Below are 17926 nucleotides of genomic sequence, written 5' to 3' on the forward strand. Positions count from 1 at the left end.
GCTCGATCCAACGGAGGTGGGGCTGGTAGATCTAACCGCCAAGGGGTGGCATCCTGACCCGCAGACGCAAAGACGCCGACACGATGGCGCTGCCACCTGAGGCTGCGCTGGTGGCCGATCTGGTGAGGCTCTTTGAGGACGCGTGGTTGGACGGGATTGGCCTGATAGCCAGTGGGCGCCAGCGAGACGATCCACAGCTGTCCATTGATCTGCTGGAGGTAAGCCACACCGCCCTCTGGGTACGGCACAGTGCAGCCACCGCGGCTGGCAGGGGTGGCCCGGTAGGTGGAGCAGACGATGGTTTGAGCGATGAGGAGCGGGATCACGGTGTCCCCCTCTGGCTGCCCTGCCGGCGCAGCAGGTGAACAGCCTGGCTGGCCCGGGTGATCGACGTGTAGTGCAAGGCCCTCGCATCAGTGGTCTGACACCAGGCGAGATCGCCAGCGATCCAGACGTTGCGGAAGGTGCAGCCCTCCGCCCGATGCACCGTCAGACAGGCCGCTGACCTGAGGTCGCAGCAGTACGACCGCAGCTCATGCCATCGGGCCCACGCCTTGGTCTTGGCGGGGCCGGCGTCGATCTTGGTGATGGCCTGCCGCAGCGCCTGGATCTGCGTCAACCAGGAGTCATCGCCGGGCACCGGAACGAACACCACGATCCGGCTGAGTCGGTCACCCGGCACCAGGGAGTCGAGCACCAGCTTGTGCGTCGCCACATTGCATCCGATGGCGAAAGTCCGGACATCCCGCCGCGTCTCGGCATGCCAGCCGGCATCGCCCAGGTGCAGCTTCAGCTGATGCGGCTCGGCGTCCACTACCCGCCATTCGCAGGTGAGGGGGCCATCGGTGGGGACATCGACTTGCCGGGGGCCTGGATAGCGTCACCGTTGGCCACGATCTCACCCCGCTGCCAGCCCTCGCTGGCGAGCTTCTGGCCGAGCTTGGCGGTACGGATCTCCTGGGTGATCCGATCCACGGCTGCAGAAGACCAAGAAACGCTGCTTCTCACTGGTCAACCTGATTGACACAACCCATCACCTGATTGACACGGGACAGCCGTGCCTGGCTAACGCCATTTTTGGCCAGCACCTGGATGATCAACTCCCTGGTCACGTCCTCCGGGTGGCCGGCCTCGGCCAGCATCACCGTGATGTGCCCGGCGGCACCCTGGTCGACCAGCTCGAAGGTTGCGATGGGTCGGTGCCCCAGCTGTTGGAGACTGGCTCCCGTTCGCCATTGCCGAGGACGATCTCCGGGAACTCGGTCAGTAGATGGAGGTGATCGAGCCTCATGTCACAGGTTCCCGTGGGTTGATGTGTGCCCCAGTGGGGCGGTTGGTCACCCTCTGGCCGTGGCTCCGGCGGTGCCGGACCTAGCGATGGGGTGGCGAGTGCCGGCGTTAAGCCATCAATGGTCTCTGCTTGCTCCAGCCAACGCCGCAGGACGAAACCGATCTGCCCGTTGAGGATTCGCTCGTTCTCCTCGGCTGGGGCCTGCAGCCGTTCATGCAGCTGCTGGTCCAGGTAGAGGCGATTCAGAACCGCTCGGTCGTCTGGGGCGGGGCCACACCGTTGCGTTGCCACTGGGGGACAGGCAGAGGACTGAGCCCAGACCAGTCGACCTGCGTCGAAGTGCCTGAAGTTCCGGGTGCTGGCGGCCCAGGAGCGCTTCTTCGCCGACCTGCAGCGGGACAGCGGCCTGCCGCTGGACGGCGCAGGCCGCGGAGACGCCAACGCGACGGAGGCGGGGCTCGACCTGACACGCTTCCGCCGCTGGCTGCGGGAGGCCGGCTGGAGCGAAGCCCTCGCCCTGGAGGACGCCGACCTTGCCCAGGTGCTGGAGCAGGCCCGGGCGCTCTACACCGAGGATCGGGCCTGAGGCCAGCCGGCCCCCAAGGCCAGCAGCGGGCAGCCCGCCGGGCCCCTCCTAGGCTGGGGGAATCCCCATGCCGGTGAGTCCGATTTCCCTGCCCACCAACCCCGCTCCGGGTCAGGAGCAGCGCACGCGGCCCCGGGGCGGCCGCCGCCGTCCCTCCCGTCCCCAGCCGGTTGCGGCCAGCCCATCGGGCCCCGGATCGTCCCCCAGCCCCGACGCCACCCCCAGCTCCCGCATCCCCGTGCACTTCGCGCCGGAGCTGCACGACTCGGCCTTCGCGGCCCTGGGGCTGGGGCTGCCGATCGTGCAGGCGGTGGTGGAGAAGGGCTACACGACACCCTCACCGATCCAGCTGCAGTGCATCCCGGCGGTGCTGGCCGGCCACGACGTGATGGCCGCCGCCCAGACCGGCACCGGCAAGACCGCCGGTTTCACCCTGCCGATGCTGGAGCGGCTGCGCCACGGCCCCCACGCCCGCAACAACGTGGTGCGGGCCCTGGTGCTCACCCCCACCCGCGAACTGGCGGCCCAGGTGGGCGAGAACGTGGCCGCCTACGGCCGCTACCTCGACCTGCGCTCCGACGTGGTGTTCGGCGGGGTCAAGATCAACCCGCAGATGATGCGCCTGCGCCGCGGCGCCGACATCCTGGTGGCCACCCCCGGCCGGCTGATGGACCTGGCCCAGCAGAACGCCGTGAAGCTGGATCGGGTCGAGATCCTCGTGCTCGATGAAGCCGACCGCATGCTCGACATGGGCTTCATCCGCGACATCCAGAAGATCCTGGCCCTGATGCCGGCCAAGCGCCAGAACCTGCTGTTTTCGGCCACCTTTGAGGCCTCGATCCGGCGGCTGGCCACGGGTCTGCTGCACAACCCGGTGCAGCTGCAGGCCACCCCGGAGAACCGCACCGCCACCACGGTGGAGCACGTGCTCCACCCCTGCGACATGGCCCGCAAGCCGGACCTGCTCTGCCACCTGATCCAGAGCAACGACTGGCAGCAGGTGCTGGTGTTCTCGCGCACCAAGCACGGCGCCAACCGCCTGGCCGACCGCCTCAGCCAGGAGGGCATCAACGCCGCCGCCATCCACGGCAACAAGAGCCAGGGGGCCCGCACCCGGGCCCTGGCCGGCTTCAAGAGCGGTGAGGTGCGGGTGCTTGTGGCCACGGACATCGCCGCCCGCGGCATCGACATCCACCAGCTGCCCCACGTGGTGAACCTGGACCTGCCCAACCAGGCCGAGGACTACGTGCACCGCATCGGCCGCACCGGCCGGGCCGGCCACAGCGGCCATGCCGTGTCGCTGATGGCGGCCGAGGAGCACGAGCTGCTGCGGGCGATCGAGCGGATGATCGGCAACCCCCTGCCGAAGCAGCCGGTGCCGGGCTTTGAGCCCACGATCCTCTCGGCCCCGCCCCTGGACCTCAGTGGCGGCCGCGGTCGCGGCGGATCCCGCGGCGGCGGCGGTGGCCGTCCGGGCGCGGGCGCCCGTGGGGGCCGCAGCGGCGGCGGCAACCGCGACCTGAGCGGGCCCCGTGCCACGGCCGCCGCTGGCCCCGGCCGCTCCCGCCGGCGCTGATCCCGTGACTTGACCCGGTCAGCTCATCCGGTGGGCTGACCCCGTCAGTCGTCGCCGTCGCCTTCCAGCAGCAGTTGCTGGAAGGCGGAATAGAGCTCCAGTTCCTCGTCGGTGCCGGGCTTGCGCCGCTGGGGGTTCGCCCGCAGACCGCCCTGGCCGGCTCCGGCGCGCGGATCGGTGGCCCGGCCAGGAGAGGCAGCGGAGGCGGCGCCGGAGCCCAGCGGGGCACCAGCCTGTTGCCGCAGGGCCTGGCGCTGCCGGTCGCGCTCCCGTTGCCGCTGCTCCTCCTCGGCGCTGCGCAGGCGATCCAGCAGGTGCGGCGGCACAGTGCCGTCGGGGCTCACCTTGATCAGTTCATGGAACAGGGCCTCGGGGTCCGTCTCGGTCTCGACCCGGTGGCGCTGTTCCGTGGCCCGGGTCACCGGCTTGGGGGCCTCGGGCTTGGGAAGCGGCTTGGGCAGGCTGCGGCCCAGTTGCTGCAGGCGCTCCAGGCTGCGGGCGTCGAAGCTCATCTCAGGAACAGCCGAGGGTGTCGCGGGTGGCCCGGCCGGTCACCGGATTGGTGCCGCTGGCCGCGGCGCAGAGGGTCGTGAGGGCATCGCCCCGCAGGGGCACGTTGGTGAAGTCAGCCCCGGCGATCACCACGTCCCGGAACTTGGTGTTGAAGGCGAAGGCGTCCTCGAGCACGGCGTCGCTCAGATCCGCCCCCTCGAAGATGGCGGAATCCAGGGTGGCGTCGCGCAGATCGGCGCCGCGGAAGTTGGTGTCCTGCAGCTTGGCGCCGAACAGGCTGGCGCCCCGCAGGTCAGCGCCATGGAAGTCGGCATCCCGCAGGTTGGTGAGGTTGAAGGTCACCCCCCGCAGATCGGCGCCGGCGAAGTCGTGGCCGATCAGCACCTGCTTGGCGTAGTCCATGGCGGCCAGGGACGGCGATGGGAGGCCCAGCAGGGCCACCAGGCAGCCGATCAGACCCGCCAGGAACCATGCCCGGGGCGAGGGGGTGAGCGGAGGCCGAGGCATGGACGCAGCGCAACTGGGCCAACCCTAGGGGGAGCGGCAGGCTGCGCTGCGCCCGGCGGGGCCTCAGCCGCGCCGCTGCTGGGCCAGCAACCGCCAGGCCAGGAACGGCTCCACACCGCGCTCACACAGCGCGATCCAGGGGCGCAGGTGGCCGAGCCAGTCGTCCTGTGTGGCGGCGATGGCCTGGGGCTGGGAGGCGGCCGCGGTGGGCAGGGGTTGACGGGGGAACTCGGCCATGGCGGTGAGGCGGCGACAGCGGACCTCGGCAGGGTTCCCCGCACCGGGCCGGCCGCTCCCGCTGGCGTGCTGGGCTCCTGCCCCCAACCGGCCGGCATCCGCAGGGCGATGGCGCCCACCCCAGGGGCTGGAGCCAGGCAGGCACGGGAACCCTCAGCGGAGTGCTGCTGATCCATGGCCCCAACCCACCGCCAGCGCCAGGGGGCCTGGGCCGAGCAGCGGGCCCTGCGGCTGCTGCGCAGCCGGGGTTGGAGCCTGCTGGACCAGAACTGGCATTGCCGCTACGGCGAACTCGACCTGCTGCTGCGCAAGGAACCTGCGAGGCTGCTGCTGGTGGAGGTGAAGGCCCGGCGCCGCTGCGGACCCGACGGCTGGGGCGTGGCGGCCCTGGATCGCGGCAAGCGCCGGCGGCTGCGGCTCACCTGGCAGTGCTGGCTGGCGGAACATCCCCAGTGGCACCGCTGCAGCGTGGAACTGGTGCTGGCGCTGGTGCCCCTGCCGCCGGCCGGAGGGCCCGTGCGCTGGCACCGCTGGAGTTAGGGCAGCACCGACTCAGGGCTGGCTCGGGGCAGGAGCCGGTGCGGGGGAGGCAGCGCCCCCGGGATTCGCCGGCGCCTCGGTGAACTCCACGGTGCAGGTGTAGTGGTAGTTGCCGATGCCCACGTTCACCTCGTCGCAGCTGGTGCCGGTCACCGTGGCCCCCGCGGGCACCTGCTGCATCGCCCGATCGATGGCGTTGGACTTGCCCCAGACCGACTGGGAGGTGACCGAGCCGGCCCGGGCGGGAGCCGCCCCAGCGAGGAGCAGCAGCAGCAGGCCGGAGGGGAGCAGAGGGGCGACGGTCCCCAGGCCGGGGGTCGGGAACCAGGGGCGGGCAGGGACGGCCATGGCGTGATGCCGAGTTTCCCAGGTGTATGCGCGGAGAGGGGACAGGGCAAGCAATCCGTGGCCACTGGCCAGCTCAGCCCAGCCAGATGCTCCCGGCCCCCAGGGCGCCGCTCCCGCGGGGGCCACTCCTTCACCCGCCCCCCGGGAGACCCAGCGGCGCAGCGGGGCCTCGGCGCACCCCGACGCGGCAATCTGGAACCTCTGCCGCCGCCTGCACCCCATGACCTTCGCGGCCCACCGCGCCCGCAAGCGCTTCGGCCAGCACTGGCTCAGCGACGAGGGGGTGCTGAACCGGATCGTGGCAGCGGCGGAGCTCGGCCCCGGCGACACGGTGCTGGAGGTGGGCCCGGGCCGGGGGGCCCTGACGCAGCGGCTGCTGGCCTCCCCCGCCGCCGCCGTGGCCGCCGTGGAGCTGGACCGGGATCTGGTGGTGGGTCTGCGCGAGCGCTTCAGCGCCGATCCTCGCTTCTCCCTGCAGCAGGGGGACGTGCTGGCGGTGGAGCTGCCAGAGGCCAACAAGGTGGTGGCCAACATCCCGTACAACATCACCGGCCCGCTGCTGGAGCGGCTGGTGGGCCGGCTCGATCGGCCCGTGCTGAAGCCCTACGAGCGGCTGGTGCTGCTGGTGCAGCAGGAAGTGGGCGAGCGGATCCGCGCCAGGGCCGGCAGCAGCGCCTTCTCGGCCCTGAGCGTGCGCATGCAGCTGCTGGCCAGCTGCCGCACGGTCTGTCCGGTGCCGCCGCGCTGCTTCCAGCCGCCGCCGAAGGTGATGAGCGAGGTGGTGCTCCTGGAACCGCTGCGGCCCGAGCAGCTCCTGGAGCCAAGCCTGGCGCGCACGGTGGAGATGCTGCTGCGGCGCTGCTTCGCCGCCCGCCGCAAGATGGTGCGCAACACCCTGCAGGGCCTGCTGCCACCCGATCAGCTGCAGGATCTGGCGGCCGAGGCGGGCATCGGCCTGCAGCAGCGCCCCCAGGAGCTGGCCCCGGAGCGCTGGGTGGCCCTGGCGGCGGGCTTGAATCGGTCCACCGGCGGCGGCCTGCCGGCCGCCTGATTGACCCACCCCATGCCCGAGCTCCGCGTAGTGGCCCCGGCCAAGATCAACCTGCACCTGGAGGTGCTGGGCCTGCGTCCCGACGGCTTCCACGAGCTGGCGATGGTCATGCAGACCCTGGATCTGGCCGACACGCTCACGCTCAACCCCAGCGCCGATGGCCGGATCCAGCTCAGCTGCGACCGCACCGACCTGCCGGTCGATGGCAGCAACCTGATCGTCAAGGCAGCGGAGATGCTGCGGGCGCGGGCCGGGCTGCCGGAACTGGGGGCCCGCCTCCACCTGGAGAAGCGCATCCCCATCGGCGCCGGCCTGGCGGGCGGCTCCAGCAACGGCGCCGCGGCGCTGCTCGGGCTCAACGCCCTCTGGGGCTGCGGCTTTGGCCCCGGGGAGCTGCAGGCCATGGCCACGGCCCTGGGCTCGGACATGCCCTTCTGCCTCGATGGCGGCACCCAGCTGTGTTTCGGCCGCGGCGAGCGGCTCGAACCCGTTGCCCTGCCCGCCCCACCCCCCTGGGGCGTGCTGCTGATCAAGCACCCCGGCTCCAGCGTCTCGACACCCTGGGCCTACGGCCGCTGCCGCGAGCAGCGGGGCTCCACTTACCTCAGCAGCGAGGCGGCCTTTGAGGAGCGGCGGGAGGCCCTGCGCCGCGGGGCGCTGGTCGCAGCCCTGCAGGGGGCCGCGCCCCTGCCGCCGATCCGCAACGACCTGCAGCAGGTGGTGGAACCGGAGGTGGACACCGTGCACCAGGGCCTCGCGCTGCTGCGCCAGGCGGCGGGGGCCCTGGCGGTGGCCATGAGCGGCAGCGGGCCCAGCCTGTTCGCCCTCTTCCCCGACCTCGCCGCCGCCGAGCAGGCCCGCACCGACCTGGCCGCAGGCCTGGAGACCGCCGGCTTCGAGGCCTGGTGCTGCCGCTGCACCGGCTCTGGTGTCAGCCTGGTCTGAGCCGAGATCCAGCCCCCGTGAGCCAGGCCACTGACCCCGCCGTGGACCAGCCCGCCGGCGACGCCACCCCGCCCGCACCCCTGGCGGAGGCCAGCCCGTCCCCCGAGACCAGGCCGCGCAAGGGCCCCCTCAGCTTCCTCTCGGGCTCACTCACCAGCTTCGGCCTGGGCTGGCTGGCCCTGCAGCTCTCGATCCGGGTGGTGGGCTACTACGCCGACCACCCGCCGCACTACGACGCCCGCTTCGCCCAGAGCATCGCCACCTTCGTCAAGACCCTGGTGGTGGGCATGAGCTTCCTGGCCACCTTCACCTTCGCCTTCGTGGGCCTGGGGCTGTTCGCCACCTTCGTGCGCAGCCTGATGCCGGGCTGGAGACAGGCCGAGGAAACTCCCTAGCCTGGAGCCGCGCTTGCATCCGCCATGACCGCCCACGACCTGGAACTGCTGGTGCTGCTGCTCTCGCCGGGGATGCTGCTGTCGGTGCTGCTCCTCGCCACCTTCGCCGCCGGCGGCTGAAGCGCCCGCCCGGGCCGGCGGAGAGCTGAGATAAGTTGGCCGCACATCTGGCCCAGGCCGGAACAGTCCCCGGCTGCAGCCGGAATCGAACGCAAGCCGTGGCAGAGACGCTTCTCTTCAACGCCCTGCGCGAGGCCATCGACGAGGAGATGGCCCGCGACCCCCATGTGTGCGTGATGGGTGAGGACGTGGGCCAGTACGGCGGCTCCTACAAGGTCACCAAGGACCTCTACGAGAAATACGGCGAACTGCGGGTGCTGGACACCCCCATTGCCGAGAACGCCTTCACCGGCATGGCCGTGGGCGCCGCGATGACGGGCCTGCGCCCGATCGTGGAGGGCATGAACATGGGCTTCCTGCTGCTCGCGTTCAACCAGATCTCCAACAACATGGGGATGCTGCGCTACACCAGTGGCGGCAACTTCACCATCCCCACCGTGGTGCGTGGCCCCGGTGGCGTCGGCCGCCAGCTGGGGGCGGAGCACAGCCAGCGCCTGGAGGCCTACTTCCACGCCGTGCCGGGCATCAAGATCGTGGCGGTGAGCACCCCCACCAACGCCAAGGGCCTGATGAAGGCCGCCATCCGCGACAACAACCCCGTGCTCTTCTTCGAGCACGTGCTGCTCTACAACCTCAGCGAGGACATCCCCGAAGGCGACTACACCTGCGCCCTCGACCAGGCCGATGTGGTGCGTGAGGGCAAGGACGTGACGATCCTCACCTACTCGCGCATGCGCCACCACTGCCTCAAGGCCGTGGAGCAGCTCACCAAGGACGGGGTGGACGTGGAGCTGATCGATCTGATCAGCCTCAAGCCCTTCGACATGGAGACGATCACCCGCTCGATCCGCAAGACCCACAAGGTGCTGATCGTGGAGGAGTGCATGAAGACCGGCGGCATCGGCGCCGAGCTGATGGCCCTGATCACCGAGCACTGCTTCGACGACCTCGACGCCCGCCCGGTGCGCCTGTCCTCCCAGGACATCCCCACGCCCTACAACGGCACCCTGGAGAACCTGACGATCATCCAGCCCCACCAGATCGTGGACGCCGCCAAGCAACTGCACGCGGGCACGATCTGAGATGGCACGCCAACAGGGGTGGCTCGCCCTGATCCTCGCCCTGGCGATCGCCGCCGGGGCCCTGCTGATGAGCTTCCCGCTGCAGCTCGGCCTCGATCTGCGCGGCGGCAGCCAGCTCACCCTCCAGGTGCTGCCGGCAGGCGCCATCAAGAAGGTGGAGAAGGAACAGCTGGAGGCGGTGAAGGATGTGCTCGAGCGCCGCATCAACGGCCTGGGGGTGGCGGAATCCACCCTCCAGACCGTGGGTGACGACCAGCTGGTGCTGCAGCTGCCCGGCGAGCAGGATCCCTCCCGTGCCGCCAAGGTGCTGGGCACCACGGCCCTGCTCGAATTCCGCGCCCAGCGCGCCGGCACCGAGCGGGAGATGCAGGGGCTGCTGAGGCTCAAGCGCCAGGCGGAGGCGGTGCTCAACCAGCGCCGCGCCAGGGTCACCGCCAGCGTGCAGGGTCAGCCGGAGCCCCCCAAGGCCAGCTTTGCCGCTGAGGACCTGGCCAAGGCCCTCTCAGGCCTGGGCATCAGCGTTCCTGAGGGTGCCACGGAAACCGAACAGCTCGAACTGCTGCTCGACGCCGTGAACCAGAAGGTGGTGGCCCTCTACGAACCGGCCCAGCTGACCGGCCGGGACCTCACCGGCGCCGGCCGGCAGCAGCAGCAGACCGGCAGCGGCTGGGATGTGACCCTCAGCTTCAACCGTGAGGGCGGCGAGAAGTTCGCGGCCCTCACCCAGGGCATCGCAGGCACGGAACGCCTGCTCGGCATCGTCCTGGACGGCCGCTCCATCAGCGAGGCCAGCGTCGGACCCCAGTTCAAGGCCGCCGGCATCACCGGCGGGGCCGCCAGCATCACGGGCAACTTCACCCCCGACGAAGCCCGGGATCTGGAGGTTCAGCTTCGCGGCGGTTCCCTGCCGCTGCCGGTGAAGGTGGTGGAACAGCGCTCCATCGGCGCCACCCTGGGGGCCGAGAACGTGCGCACCAGCCTGGTGGCGGCCCTCTCGGGCCTGGCCCTGGTGGCCGTGTTCATGGTGGTGGTCTACCGCCTGCCCGGCGTCGTGGCGGTGCTGGCCCTGAGCCTCTACTCCCTGTTCAACCTGGCCCTCTATGCCCTGATTCCCGTCACCCTCACCCTGCCGGGCATCGCCGGCTTCATCCTCTCGATCGGCATGGCAGTGGATGCCAACGTGCTGATCTTTGAGCGGGTCAAGGAGGAACTGCGGGAGGGCAACACCCTGATCCGCTCCATCGACACCGGCTTCTCGCTGGCCTTCTCCTCGATCCTCGACGGCCACGTGACCGGCCTGATCAGCTGCGCCGCCCTGTTCGCCCTCGGCACCGGCCTGGTCAAGGGCTTCGCGGTGACCCTGGCCATCGGTCTGCTGCTCAGCCTGTTCACGGCCCTCACCTGCAGCCGCACCCTGCTGCGCCTGCTGATGAGCTACCCGGCCCTGCGCCGCAGCACCTATTTCATCCCCGCCGCCCAGCTGCCCAGCAGCACCGCCCCATGACCGCGACCCCCGAGCTGCAGGCAGCCAGCGCGCCCTCCGTGCCGGAGCCCCGTTTCCGGATCAGCCGCTACCGGCGTCTGGCCTGGATCGGCAGCGGCCTGGCCTGCCTGCTGAGCCTGATCGGCCTGGTGGTCAGCTGGCTCAACCCCCAGATCCACTCGCCCCTCAAGCCGGGCCTGGATTTCACCGGCGGCACCCAGATCCAGATCGAGCGCCAGTGCCCCATCGGCAGCTGCAGCCCCATCGCCGGACCCGACGTCCAGCGCCGTCTCGCGGCCCTGGCCCTGCCGGAGGACGGCGGCGATGCGGCCCCCAACATCTCCAGCGCAGCGGTACAGGTGCTCGACCAGGGCCAGTCCATGGTGCTGCGCCTGCCGGCCCTGCGACCCGCCCAGGCCACCGCCGTGATCCAGGACCTCAACGAGGCCTTCGGCCCCCTGAACCAGGCCGGCACGGCGGTGGACACCATCGGCCCCACCCTCGGCGCCCAGCTGCTCCAGGGCAGCGTGATCTCCCTGGTGGTGAGTTTCGCGGCGATCGCCGCCTACATCACCTTCCGCTACGACCGCATCTTCGCCTTCCTGGCCCTGGTCACCCTGGGCCACGACGTGCTGATCACCTGTGGCCTGTTCGCCTGGCTGGGCCTGCTCCAGGGCATTGAGGTCGACTCGCTGTTCGCCGTGTCGCTGATCACTGTGGCCGGCTACTCCGTGACCGACACCGTGGTGGTGTTCGACCGCATCCGGGAACAGAAGACCGCCCTCGCCGATCTTCCCGTCACCGAGCAGGTGGATGTGGCCGTGAATGCCACCCTCACCCGCTCGCTCTACACCTCCCTGACCACCGTGCTGCCCCTGCTCGGGCTGATCTTCTTCGGCGGCTCCAGCCTGTTCTGGTTCGCGATCGCCCTCACCACCGGGATCGTGGTGGGCAGCTGGTCGAGCATCGGCGTCGCCCCCACGCTGCTGCCGCTGCTGGCCCGTCGCTGATGGCGCTGCGGCCCTGGCGTCTTCCCTGGATTCCGGTGCTGCTGGCGCTGCTGGCCCTTCTGGATCTGCGCAGCGAACTGCTGCTGCTGGCCGACCACTTCACCTGGGCCTCCCTGGGCTACATCCCGGGGCAGCATCCCCTGGCCGTGGTGGTGCTGGCCCTGATGCCCTCCCTGGTGCGCCGCTACCGCTAGCCAGCGGCGGCTGACCGGATTGGTGGGCCGCTCACCAGCGGTCCATGATTCGCTCCACCAGCACCTTCTCGGCCAGCACCTGCAGCACCACCACCAGGGGCAGGGCCAGCAGCACCCCCGGGAGCCCCAGCAGCGCACCGAGGCAGAGCTGGGCCATCAGGGCCACGGTGGGCAGCAGATGGGCGGTGCGGTTCAGCAGGATCGGCGTGAGCAGGAAGGCCTCGCCGTTCTGCAGGATCAGCCGCAGCACCAGCACCTGCACCACCCGCCCGGGCGACACCAGCATCGCCATCGCCAGGGGCAGCAGGGTGGCGACCGTGGGGCCGATCGTGGGCACGAAGGTGAGCACCCCGCACACCAGGGCGCTCAGCAGGGCCAGGGGCACCTGCAGCAGCGCCAGGCCGGCCCAGGTGAGCACGAAGACGGCGCTGGCGGAGATCGTCATGCCGGCCAGCCAGCCCCCCAGGGCCTCGCGGCACTCCCGCAGCAGCTCAGCCACCAGGGGGCGGTACTTGCTGGGGGTGGCGGCGATCAGCAGGCGCTGGTGGCTGCGGGGGTCGAGGGCCAGCAGGATCGCCAATAGCAGCAGCAGGAGCAGCTGGATCGTGCCGTTGGCGGCGCCACCGGCGAAGCCCAGCAGCTGGGCCCCCACCGGCTGCAGCTTGTCGAAGGTGGCGAGGCTGAGGATGCGGCTCTCCAGGCTCTGGAGCAGCTTCACGTCGCCCACCATCTCGCCCAGCCGGGTGATCAGCACCGGCACCAGCTGGATCAGCTCCTGCACCTGATCGAGCAGCTCGGGGATCAGCAGCTCCCCGAGCTTCCAGCCCCCCAGCAGCACCACCACCAGCACCAGCGCCCGGGCCGCGGGCCGGCTAAGAGGCGTGACCCGGCGCAGCCAGGCCACGGGCACATCCAGGGCCACGGCCAGCACGATGGCGCCGAACAGCACCAGCAGCACCCAGCGCAGCTCCCAGGCCAGCAGCCCGACCACCACGAGGGCCAGCAGGCCCAGCAGGGTCCGGCCGTTCATCACATCGCTGGCATCACCAGGCCAGTCTGCGCTGCTTCCAGGGATCGAGCACGTCGTGGATCAACACCTCGCGCAGCACCACCTGCAGACACACCGCCATCGGCAGGGCCAGGAACAGGCCGAGGGGCCCGAACAGCACGGTGAACACGAACTGGGCGATCAGGGTGAGGCCGGGCAGCAGGTTCACCTGGTGGTGCATCACCGAGGGGGTGATCACGTAGCTCTCCAGGTGCTGCACCACCAGATAGAGCACCAGCACCGCCAGGGCTTTCCAGGGGGAATCCAGCAGGGCCACCGCCATCGGAAACACCGTGCTGAGGGTGGGACCGATGTTGGGAATGATGTTGAGCAGGCCCGCCAGCAGGGCGTTGGCCACCACCAGCTTCACCCCCAGCAGCGACAGGCCGATCCCCGCCAGCACGGCCACACACAGGGAACTGATCAGCAGGCCGCCCATCCAGCTGCTGAGGGCTTCGCCGCAGAGCAGCAGCACCGCGCGGAAGCGGCGCCGGTAGAAGGAGGGCACCAGCAGCACGGCCACCTCCCGGTAGGCGTGGGGCTGGGCCGTGATCATCAGGCTCACCACCAGCACGAACAGCAGCTGGATCAGGCCGCTGCCCAGGCCACCGGCCAGACCCAGCAGCCGCACCAGGCCGCTGCCCAGACCGGCGGCCAGCGCCCCGTTCGACTCGCTGGAGGAGCCCCAGCCCTGCTGCAGCCACTGCAGGGCCTGCTGGCCGTAGAGCATCTGGCTGATCTGATCCAGGGCCTGGCGCAGGCTGCTCTGCAGCAGCGCCGCAGCGGCGGGCAGCTTGCGCAGCAGCTCGGCGAACTGGTCGAGGAAGGGGGGCACCACGGTGGTGGCCACCACCACCAGCACCAGCACCAGGCCCACCAGGGTGACCAGCAGGGCCAGGGGGCGACCGCAGCGCAGGCGCTCCCGCACCAGGGCCACCAGGGTGCACAGGGCCATCGCCAGCACGACGGCCGCGAACACCAGCAGCAGCACCTCCCGCAGGCTCCAGAGCAGCCAGAGGGCAGCGGCTGTGGCGATCAGTCCGAGGGCCTGGCCGAAGCGCATCGGGGCTTCAGGCGTCGGCGTCGGCGGGAGCCTCGCCCTGGTCACCGCCCGCCTCGGCGAAGCCAAGGCCGGCGGTGGCCGCGTAGCGCTCGGCAAAGCGCATGAAGCGCTCGAAATCCTCGGTGGTCTTCCAGGTGTAGGTGGCCTCCAGGGCAGCGGCCTTGCCGTTCACGAAGCGGGCGTTCACCTCGCGGGTGACCAGCTGGCCCTCCTCGTCGATCAGGTACATGCCACCGATGTCGCCCATGGTCTCGGGGGCGAGGGCCTGGGGCTCCTCGAACACGAAGATCGCCTGGCCGGTGCGTCCGTCGCGGGAGCGGGTCATGCGGATGTCGGGCACCACGGGCTCATCCACGCCACGGAAGAACTGAATGGCGGCCATCGGCTGCACCGGAAAATCCGATCCTAGGCAGGGCCTTGTCCCGGGCCACCCTGGCCGCCAGGCCCCGGGTCCACCGTTGGGACGGAGCAGGACTGCATCAGCCCCTCGGCTAGGAGGCGGTCGGCGGCCTGATCCGCCGAGCTGAAGCCCAGATCCACGCTGCGGCGATCGGGGGCCTCGGGCGCGGGGCCTGGGCGGGGGCTCTGCTGGTCGTGGCCCTGCTGATCCGGACTGTCCTCGCCCGGGCTGGGCTGGCACGCGCCCTGCTGGGGATGGCGCGCCTGGCCCTGGATCCCCTGGTCCTGGCGCTGCCGATCCGGCCCCTGCAGGACGTGGCGCTCGAGCTCGTGGTCGTAGCAGCGGTCGTAATAATCGAGCATCTGGCGGCAGGCAGCGGCCCAGTCGCCCTCGGCGATGGCCGCCAGGGCCGCCGCCGTGCGCTGGGGACCCAGGCGCCGGGCGATGCGCCGGGTGGCCTCGGCCAGCTCCTCCGGATCCTGGGCGCCATAGACCGCCACGAGCTGGCGCAGCCGTTCCTCCAGGGGGCGCACGACCTCCAGCAGGGGCGCGCTCTGCATCTGGCGCCAGATCCCCGCCGGCACGCGGCAGCGGCCCACCTGGACACTCTCGGCCTCCACCCAGATCTCGGCGGTGGCCGGGTCACAGCCCTGCAGCACGGCCGCAATCCGGTTTTCGTAGTGCTCGGTGCTGGGCTGGGGCGGCAACCCCAGGCCACCGAAGCTGCTGCCACGGTGGTGGGCCAGGCCCTCCAGGTCGAGCACGGCCACACCGCGGCGCGCCAGGGCCAGCAGCAGATCGGTCTTGCCGGTGCCGGTGCGGCCGCCCAGCAGCCGCAGGGGCCAGGGCCGCTCCAGCAGCTCCAGCACCCAGCGGCGGTAGACCTTGTAGCCGCCCTCCAGCAGGGCCACCGGCAGGTCCAGGGTCTGGGCCAGCCAGGCGACGCTGGCCGAGCGCATGCCGCCCCGCCAGCAGTGCAGCCGCAGCGGCGCCCCGCCCGCCTCGAGGCTCCAGGCGCTGAGGCTGGCCCCCAGCTCCCCAAGCCGCGGACCCACCAGCTGCAGCCCCAGCTGCACGGCGGCCTGGCGCCCCTGCTGCTTGTAGGTGGTCCCCACGGCCGCCCGGCCCTCATCGCTGAACAGGGGCAGATTGCGGGCGCCGGGGATGTGGCCCTGGGCGAATTCCGCCGGGCTGCGCATGTCCACCACGGGTCCGGCACCGGCGAGGAAGGGCTCGATCGCCTGTCGCACCACCAACCCTGCCATCGGCCTCCGCAGCCAGCCTGGCCTGACATAGTGGCCTGACGCTGGCACCGACCAGGCCGGCCCGTCTCCATGCTCTCCGGACCCTCCGTCTCCGCCACGGCCAGCGCCGACCAATTGCTGGAGCGCTTCCTCTCCAGCTCCGCCCGCCAGCGCCGCAGCCTGCTGGCCCAGCTGCAGCAGCGCTCGGCCGAGATCCGCCCCCTGATCCCCGATGCGCTCGACCGGCTGGATGCCACCGGCGACGACTGGGCCGCCGGCAGCCTGATCCACGCCCTCCTGGAACCCGCAGCCGCTGCCGGCAATGGCGCCGCGGCTGCCGATGGCGCCGCCCCGCGCGATGGCCTGGCCGAGGCCTTCCTGCAGCGCCACCCCGAGGGTTGGTTGGCCGTGGGCAGCGCCCGCGGCATCGACTACGCCCCCCTGCAGCGCCACCTGATGGCCCAGGAGTACGAGCAGGCCGACCGGATCACCAGCGAGATCCTGCGCCAGCTCGCCGGCCCCGCCGCCGTCAAGCGCGGCTACGTGTACTACAGCGAAGTGCCGCCGATGCCGTCGGTGGACCTGGAGAGCCTCGATCGCCTGTGGGTCACCTACTCCCAGGGCCGATTCGGCTTCTCGGTGCAACTGCGGCTGCTGCGCAGCCTCGGCGGCCGCTGGGAGCAGCTCTGGTCCCGGCTCGGCTGGAAGGCCGGCGGGATCTGGACCCGCTACCCAGGCTCCTTTACCTGGTCGATCACGGCCCCGGAGGGGCACCTGCCCCTGGTGAACCAGCTGCGGGGCGTGCGGCTGATGGATGCCCTGCTCTCCCATCCCGCCCTGCAACAGCGGGTGACGCCCTGATCCAGGCCGCCGGGAGCCGCTGGCAGCCTGGGGGGTAGGGTCGAAACCGGTGTTGAACCGGATCCATGACGCTGCGCTGGTCCGACTTCATCACGCCATCCACCCTGCACCTGGCACCGCTGCTGGAGCTGCTGCTGGAGCCGATCCGCTGCGCCCAGCAGAGCGCCTCGCTGCAGCTGGGCCTGCAGGAGGTGCTGGTGAACGCAGTGCGCCATGGCAACGGCAACGATCCCGGCAAGTGCCTGCGGGTGCGGCGCATCGTCTCGCCCCGCTGGGTGATCTGGCAGGTGCAGGACGAGGGCGATGGGCTGGGGCCCCAGGCCCGCGGCCACGCCCTGCCGGAGGCCACGGATTCGGCCTGTGGCCGGGGCCTGTTCCTGATCCACCACTGCTTCGACGACGTGCGCTGGAGCCCGCGGGGCAACCGCGTGCAGGTGGCCACGCGCCGCCAGCCGGCCCGGGCCTGAGTTAGCGGCCGTGCTGGGGGCAGCCGGGGTCCCGCAGCTCGCCCTGCAACCAGCCCAGGGCGTGGGCCGTGAGCGCCGTCGCCGCCTCCCGGGCGGGCGTCGCGATGGGCGCCCCGGGGGGGTTGGCGGCATCCAGCAGCTGCACCAGGGCGGCGGCCAGCTGCTCAGCGGCCCGGCGCTGGGGCTGGCCCTTGAGGGCATGCCACTGGCGATCGCCGATGGCCAGCAGGCGGTGCAGGGCCTGGGCCGCCTCCAGGCTTCCCTCCGGCCACTGGGTCGTCGCGGCGGCAGGCTCGCGCGCGGGGGAGCTGGCGGGGGAGGCGGACACTGGACGGGAGCGACGCGAAGGCCCCATCCTGGCCTGGTGCAGCCGCCCGCTGAGATGCAACAGCCCACGCGATCTCCGCACCGGCCGATCCGCTGGTTGCACCAGCTGGCGGGGCTGATGGCCCAGGTGTCCCAGGCGGAGCGGCTGCGCGACGGGGACGACAGCCTGCGGGCCCGGCGCCTGCGTCAGCGGATGGCCCTGGCCCAGCGCCTGTTCGACCCCCTGCCGGCCCCCCTGCGCGCGGGCCGCTGGCAGGAGGAGGTGCTGTGGAAGGCCCTGCGCTGGGGCGGGGCCGGCCTGATCCTGGCGGTGCTGCTCAAGCGCTGAGGCTGACGGGCAACGGCGCCGGAGGCACCTCCGCCGCGGCGCCCTCCAGGGGCGGCGGCTCGATCACCGACTGCAGCTGCTGGCCCCGCAGCCAGGCGGTGTGCAGGGAACGGCGGCGGCGATCCTCGGCCAGCACCAGCCGGTCCGCCGCGGTGATCGGGCTCTCGCCGGGCAGGACCGGGGTGCGCAGGCAGATGCCGAAGCCATGGGCTTCCACCTGCACCGCCCCCTCCATGAAGACGGTCTGGAAGGTCCAGCCATCCAGCCACCGGATACTGAAGGGATTCGCCATCGGCGGGGGCACTACTGG

General features: G+C 71.3%; 26 protein-coding genes. 13 read left to right on the forward strand and 13 right to left on the reverse strand.

The window, feature by feature from the left end; translation table 11 throughout:
- Nucleotides 1–322: 322 nt before the first annotated feature.
- Genes ACLV7J_RS13270 through ACLV7J_RS13280 form a run of 3 tightly spaced genes read right to left on the reverse strand, consistent with a single transcriptional unit; the run spans nt 323 to nt 1142 of the window.
- The gene (locus tag ACLV7J_RS13270; protein WP_411869551.1) at nt 323–814 is read right to left on the reverse strand and encodes an ATP-binding domain-containing protein; all 492 of its coding nucleotides are present in this window, start codon (nt 812–814) and stop codon (nt 323–325) included.
- Entirely contained in the window at nt 814–975 is a 162-nt protein-coding gene (locus ACLV7J_RS13275; protein WP_411869552.1) for a hypothetical protein, read from the reverse strand. Before ACLV7J_RS13275 ends, ACLV7J_RS13270 begins: the two co-directional genes overlap by 1 nt.
- A 29-nt stretch (nt 976–1004) precedes the next feature.
- Nucleotides 1005–1142, reverse strand: coding sequence for a hypothetical protein (locus tag ACLV7J_RS13280; protein WP_411869553.1), 138 nt, complete (start codon nt 1140–1142; stop codon nt 1005–1007).
- 504 nt (nt 1143–1646) lie between these two features.
- Here ACLV7J_RS13280 and ACLV7J_RS13285 point away from each other — a divergent pair.
- Together ACLV7J_RS13285 and ACLV7J_RS13290 are read left to right on the forward strand one after the other, a co-directional pair.
- Nucleotides 1647–1877, forward strand: coding sequence for a hypothetical protein (locus ACLV7J_RS13285; protein WP_411869554.1), 231 nt, complete (start codon nt 1647–1649; stop codon nt 1875–1877).
- A 310-nt stretch (nt 1878–2187) separates the two neighbouring features.
- Nucleotides 2188–3453 carry a DEAD/DEAH box helicase gene (locus tag ACLV7J_RS13290; protein WP_411869599.1) on the forward strand — a complete coding sequence of 422 codons (1266 nt, stop codon included), beginning with the start codon at nt 2188–2190 and terminating at the stop codon, nt 3451–3453.
- A gap of 44 nt (nt 3454–3497) precedes the next feature.
- On the opposite strand, the gene ACLV7J_RS13295 is transcribed toward ACLV7J_RS13290, so the two are convergent.
- From ACLV7J_RS13295 to ACLV7J_RS13305, 3 genes are all read right to left on the reverse strand, one after another.
- The gene (locus ACLV7J_RS13295) at nt 3498–3965 is read right to left on the reverse strand and encodes a hypothetical protein (RefSeq protein ID WP_411869555.1); all 468 of its coding nucleotides are present in this window, start codon (nt 3963–3965) and stop codon (nt 3498–3500) included.
- A 1-nt stretch (nt 3966) separates the two neighbouring features.
- Nucleotides 3967–4473: a pentapeptide repeat-containing protein gene (locus ACLV7J_RS13300; protein ID WP_411869556.1), complete on the reverse strand. Its 507-nt coding sequence runs from the start codon at nt 4471–4473 to the stop codon at nt 3967–3969.
- A gap of 63 nt (nt 4474–4536) precedes the next feature.
- A complete protein-coding gene (locus tag ACLV7J_RS13305) occupies nt 4537–4710 on the reverse strand; it encodes a hypothetical protein (RefSeq protein ID WP_411869557.1) in 174 nt (57 codons plus the stop codon).
- Nucleotides 4711–4884: 174 nt separating this feature from the next.
- Here ACLV7J_RS13305 and ACLV7J_RS13310 point away from each other — a divergent pair, with 174 nt between their 5' ends.
- The gene (locus ACLV7J_RS13310) at nt 4885–5250 is read left to right on the forward strand and encodes a YraN family protein (protein ID WP_411869558.1); all 366 of its coding nucleotides are present in this window, start codon (nt 4885–4887) and stop codon (nt 5248–5250) included.
- 12 nt (nt 5251–5262) lie between these two features.
- On the opposite strand, the gene ACLV7J_RS13315 is transcribed toward ACLV7J_RS13310, so the two are convergent.
- On the reverse strand, nt 5263–5598 hold the full coding sequence (locus tag ACLV7J_RS13315) for a hypothetical protein (RefSeq protein WP_411869559.1): 336 nt from the start codon (nt 5596–5598) through the stop codon (nt 5263–5265).
- 220 nt (nt 5599–5818) lie between these two features.
- On the opposite strand from ACLV7J_RS13315, the gene rsmA reads away from it, so the two are divergent.
- The 7 genes from rsmA (at nt 5819) to ACLV7J_RS13350 (ending at nt 11878) form a co-directional block, all read left to right on the forward strand.
- Nucleotides 5819–6649, forward strand: coding sequence for a 16S rRNA (adenine(1518)-N(6)/adenine(1519)-N(6))-dimethyltransferase RsmA (gene rsmA / locus ACLV7J_RS13320; protein ID WP_411869560.1), 831 nt, complete (start codon nt 5819–5821; stop codon nt 6647–6649).
- Nucleotides 6650–6661: 12 nt separating this feature from the next.
- Nucleotides 6662–7594, forward strand: coding sequence for a 4-(cytidine 5'-diphospho)-2-C-methyl-D-erythritol kinase (gene ispE, locus ACLV7J_RS13325; RefSeq protein WP_411869561.1), 933 nt, complete (start codon nt 6662–6664; stop codon nt 7592–7594).
- A gap of 80 nt (nt 7595–7674) precedes the next feature.
- The gene (locus ACLV7J_RS13330) at nt 7675–7989 is read left to right on the forward strand and encodes a DUF3082 domain-containing protein (RefSeq protein ID WP_411869600.1); all 315 of its coding nucleotides are present in this window, start codon (nt 7675–7677) and stop codon (nt 7987–7989) included.
- A 218-nt stretch (nt 7990–8207) separates the two neighbouring features.
- The gene (locus tag ACLV7J_RS13335; RefSeq protein ID WP_411869562.1) at nt 8208–9191 is read left to right on the forward strand and encodes a pyruvate dehydrogenase complex E1 component subunit beta; all 984 of its coding nucleotides are present in this window, start codon (nt 8208–8210) and stop codon (nt 9189–9191) included.
- Nucleotide 9192: 1 nt separating this feature from the next.
- On the forward strand, nt 9193–10695 hold the full coding sequence (gene secD / locus ACLV7J_RS13340) for a protein translocase subunit SecD (protein WP_411869563.1): 1503 nt from the start codon (nt 9193–9195) through the stop codon (nt 10693–10695).
- Nucleotides 10692–11684: a protein translocase subunit SecF gene (gene secF, locus ACLV7J_RS13345; protein ID WP_411869564.1), complete on the forward strand. Its 993-nt coding sequence runs from the start codon at nt 10692–10694 to the stop codon at nt 11682–11684. Before secD ends, secF begins: the two co-directional genes overlap by 4 nt.
- Nucleotides 11684–11878, forward strand: coding sequence for a hypothetical protein (locus tag ACLV7J_RS13350; protein ID WP_411869565.1), 195 nt, complete (start codon nt 11684–11686; stop codon nt 11876–11878). Before secF ends, ACLV7J_RS13350 begins: the two co-directional genes overlap by 1 nt.
- 31 nt (nt 11879–11909) lie before the next feature.
- Here ACLV7J_RS13350 and ACLV7J_RS13355 read toward each other — a convergent pair whose 3' ends face one another.
- From ACLV7J_RS13355 to mnmH, 4 genes are read right to left on the reverse strand one after another with little or no spacing between them, the layout of a single operon-like run.
- Nucleotides 11910–12908, reverse strand: a complete 999-nt coding sequence (locus tag ACLV7J_RS13355) for an AI-2E family transporter (protein ID WP_411869566.1) — start codon at nt 12906–12908, stop codon at nt 11910–11912.
- Between the two features lie 13 nt (nt 12909–12921).
- Complete coding sequence (locus tag ACLV7J_RS13360) at nt 12922–13989, reverse strand: AI-2E family transporter (RefSeq protein WP_411869567.1); 1068 nt, start codon at nt 13987–13989, stop codon at nt 12922–12924.
- A 7-nt stretch (nt 13990–13996) separates the two neighbouring features.
- Nucleotides 13997–14371, reverse strand: a complete 375-nt coding sequence (gene psb28, locus ACLV7J_RS13365) for a photosystem II reaction center protein Psb28 (protein ID WP_411869568.1) — start codon at nt 14369–14371, stop codon at nt 13997–13999.
- A gap of 23 nt (nt 14372–14394) precedes the next feature.
- Nucleotides 14395–15654 carry a tRNA 2-selenouridine(34) synthase MnmH gene (gene mnmH / locus ACLV7J_RS13370; RefSeq protein WP_411869569.1) on the reverse strand — a complete coding sequence of 420 codons (1260 nt, stop codon included), beginning with the start codon at nt 15652–15654 and terminating at the stop codon, nt 14395–14397.
- 69 nt (nt 15655–15723) lie between these two features.
- Here mnmH and ACLV7J_RS13375 point away from each other — a divergent pair, with 69 nt between their 5' ends.
- The gene (locus tag ACLV7J_RS13375) at nt 15724–16494 is read left to right on the forward strand and encodes a GUN4 domain-containing protein (RefSeq protein WP_411869570.1); all 771 of its coding nucleotides are present in this window, start codon (nt 15724–15726) and stop codon (nt 16492–16494) included.
- Between the two features lie 65 nt (nt 16495–16559).
- The gene (locus ACLV7J_RS13380; RefSeq protein ID WP_411869571.1) at nt 16560–16961 is read left to right on the forward strand and encodes an ATP-binding protein; all 402 of its coding nucleotides are present in this window, start codon (nt 16560–16562) and stop codon (nt 16959–16961) included.
- Between the two features lies 1 nt (nt 16962).
- Here ACLV7J_RS13380 and ACLV7J_RS13385 read toward each other — a convergent pair whose 3' ends face one another.
- Entirely contained in the window at nt 16963–17289 is a 327-nt protein-coding gene (locus ACLV7J_RS13385) for a DUF6439 family protein (protein WP_411869572.1), read from the reverse strand.
- A gap of 54 nt (nt 17290–17343) precedes the next feature.
- Between ACLV7J_RS13385 and ACLV7J_RS13390 the strand changes: the two genes are divergently transcribed.
- A complete protein-coding gene (locus tag ACLV7J_RS13390) occupies nt 17344–17616 on the forward strand; it encodes a hypothetical protein (RefSeq protein ID WP_411869573.1) in 273 nt (90 codons plus the stop codon).
- Here ACLV7J_RS13390 and ACLV7J_RS13395 read toward each other — a convergent pair.
- Complete coding sequence (locus tag ACLV7J_RS13395) at nt 17606–17908, reverse strand: copper-binding protein (RefSeq protein ID WP_411869574.1); 303 nt, start codon at nt 17906–17908, stop codon at nt 17606–17608. The two genes, ACLV7J_RS13390 and ACLV7J_RS13395, sit on opposite strands and share 11 nt — an antisense overlap.
- Nucleotides 17909–17926 lie beyond the last annotated feature (18 nt).

Source organism: Vulcanococcus limneticus LL (assembly GCF_943369875.1).
In the GTDB taxonomy this organism is placed as follows: Bacteria; Cyanobacteriota; Cyanobacteriia; order PCC-6307; family Cyanobiaceae; genus Vulcanococcus; species Vulcanococcus limneticus_A.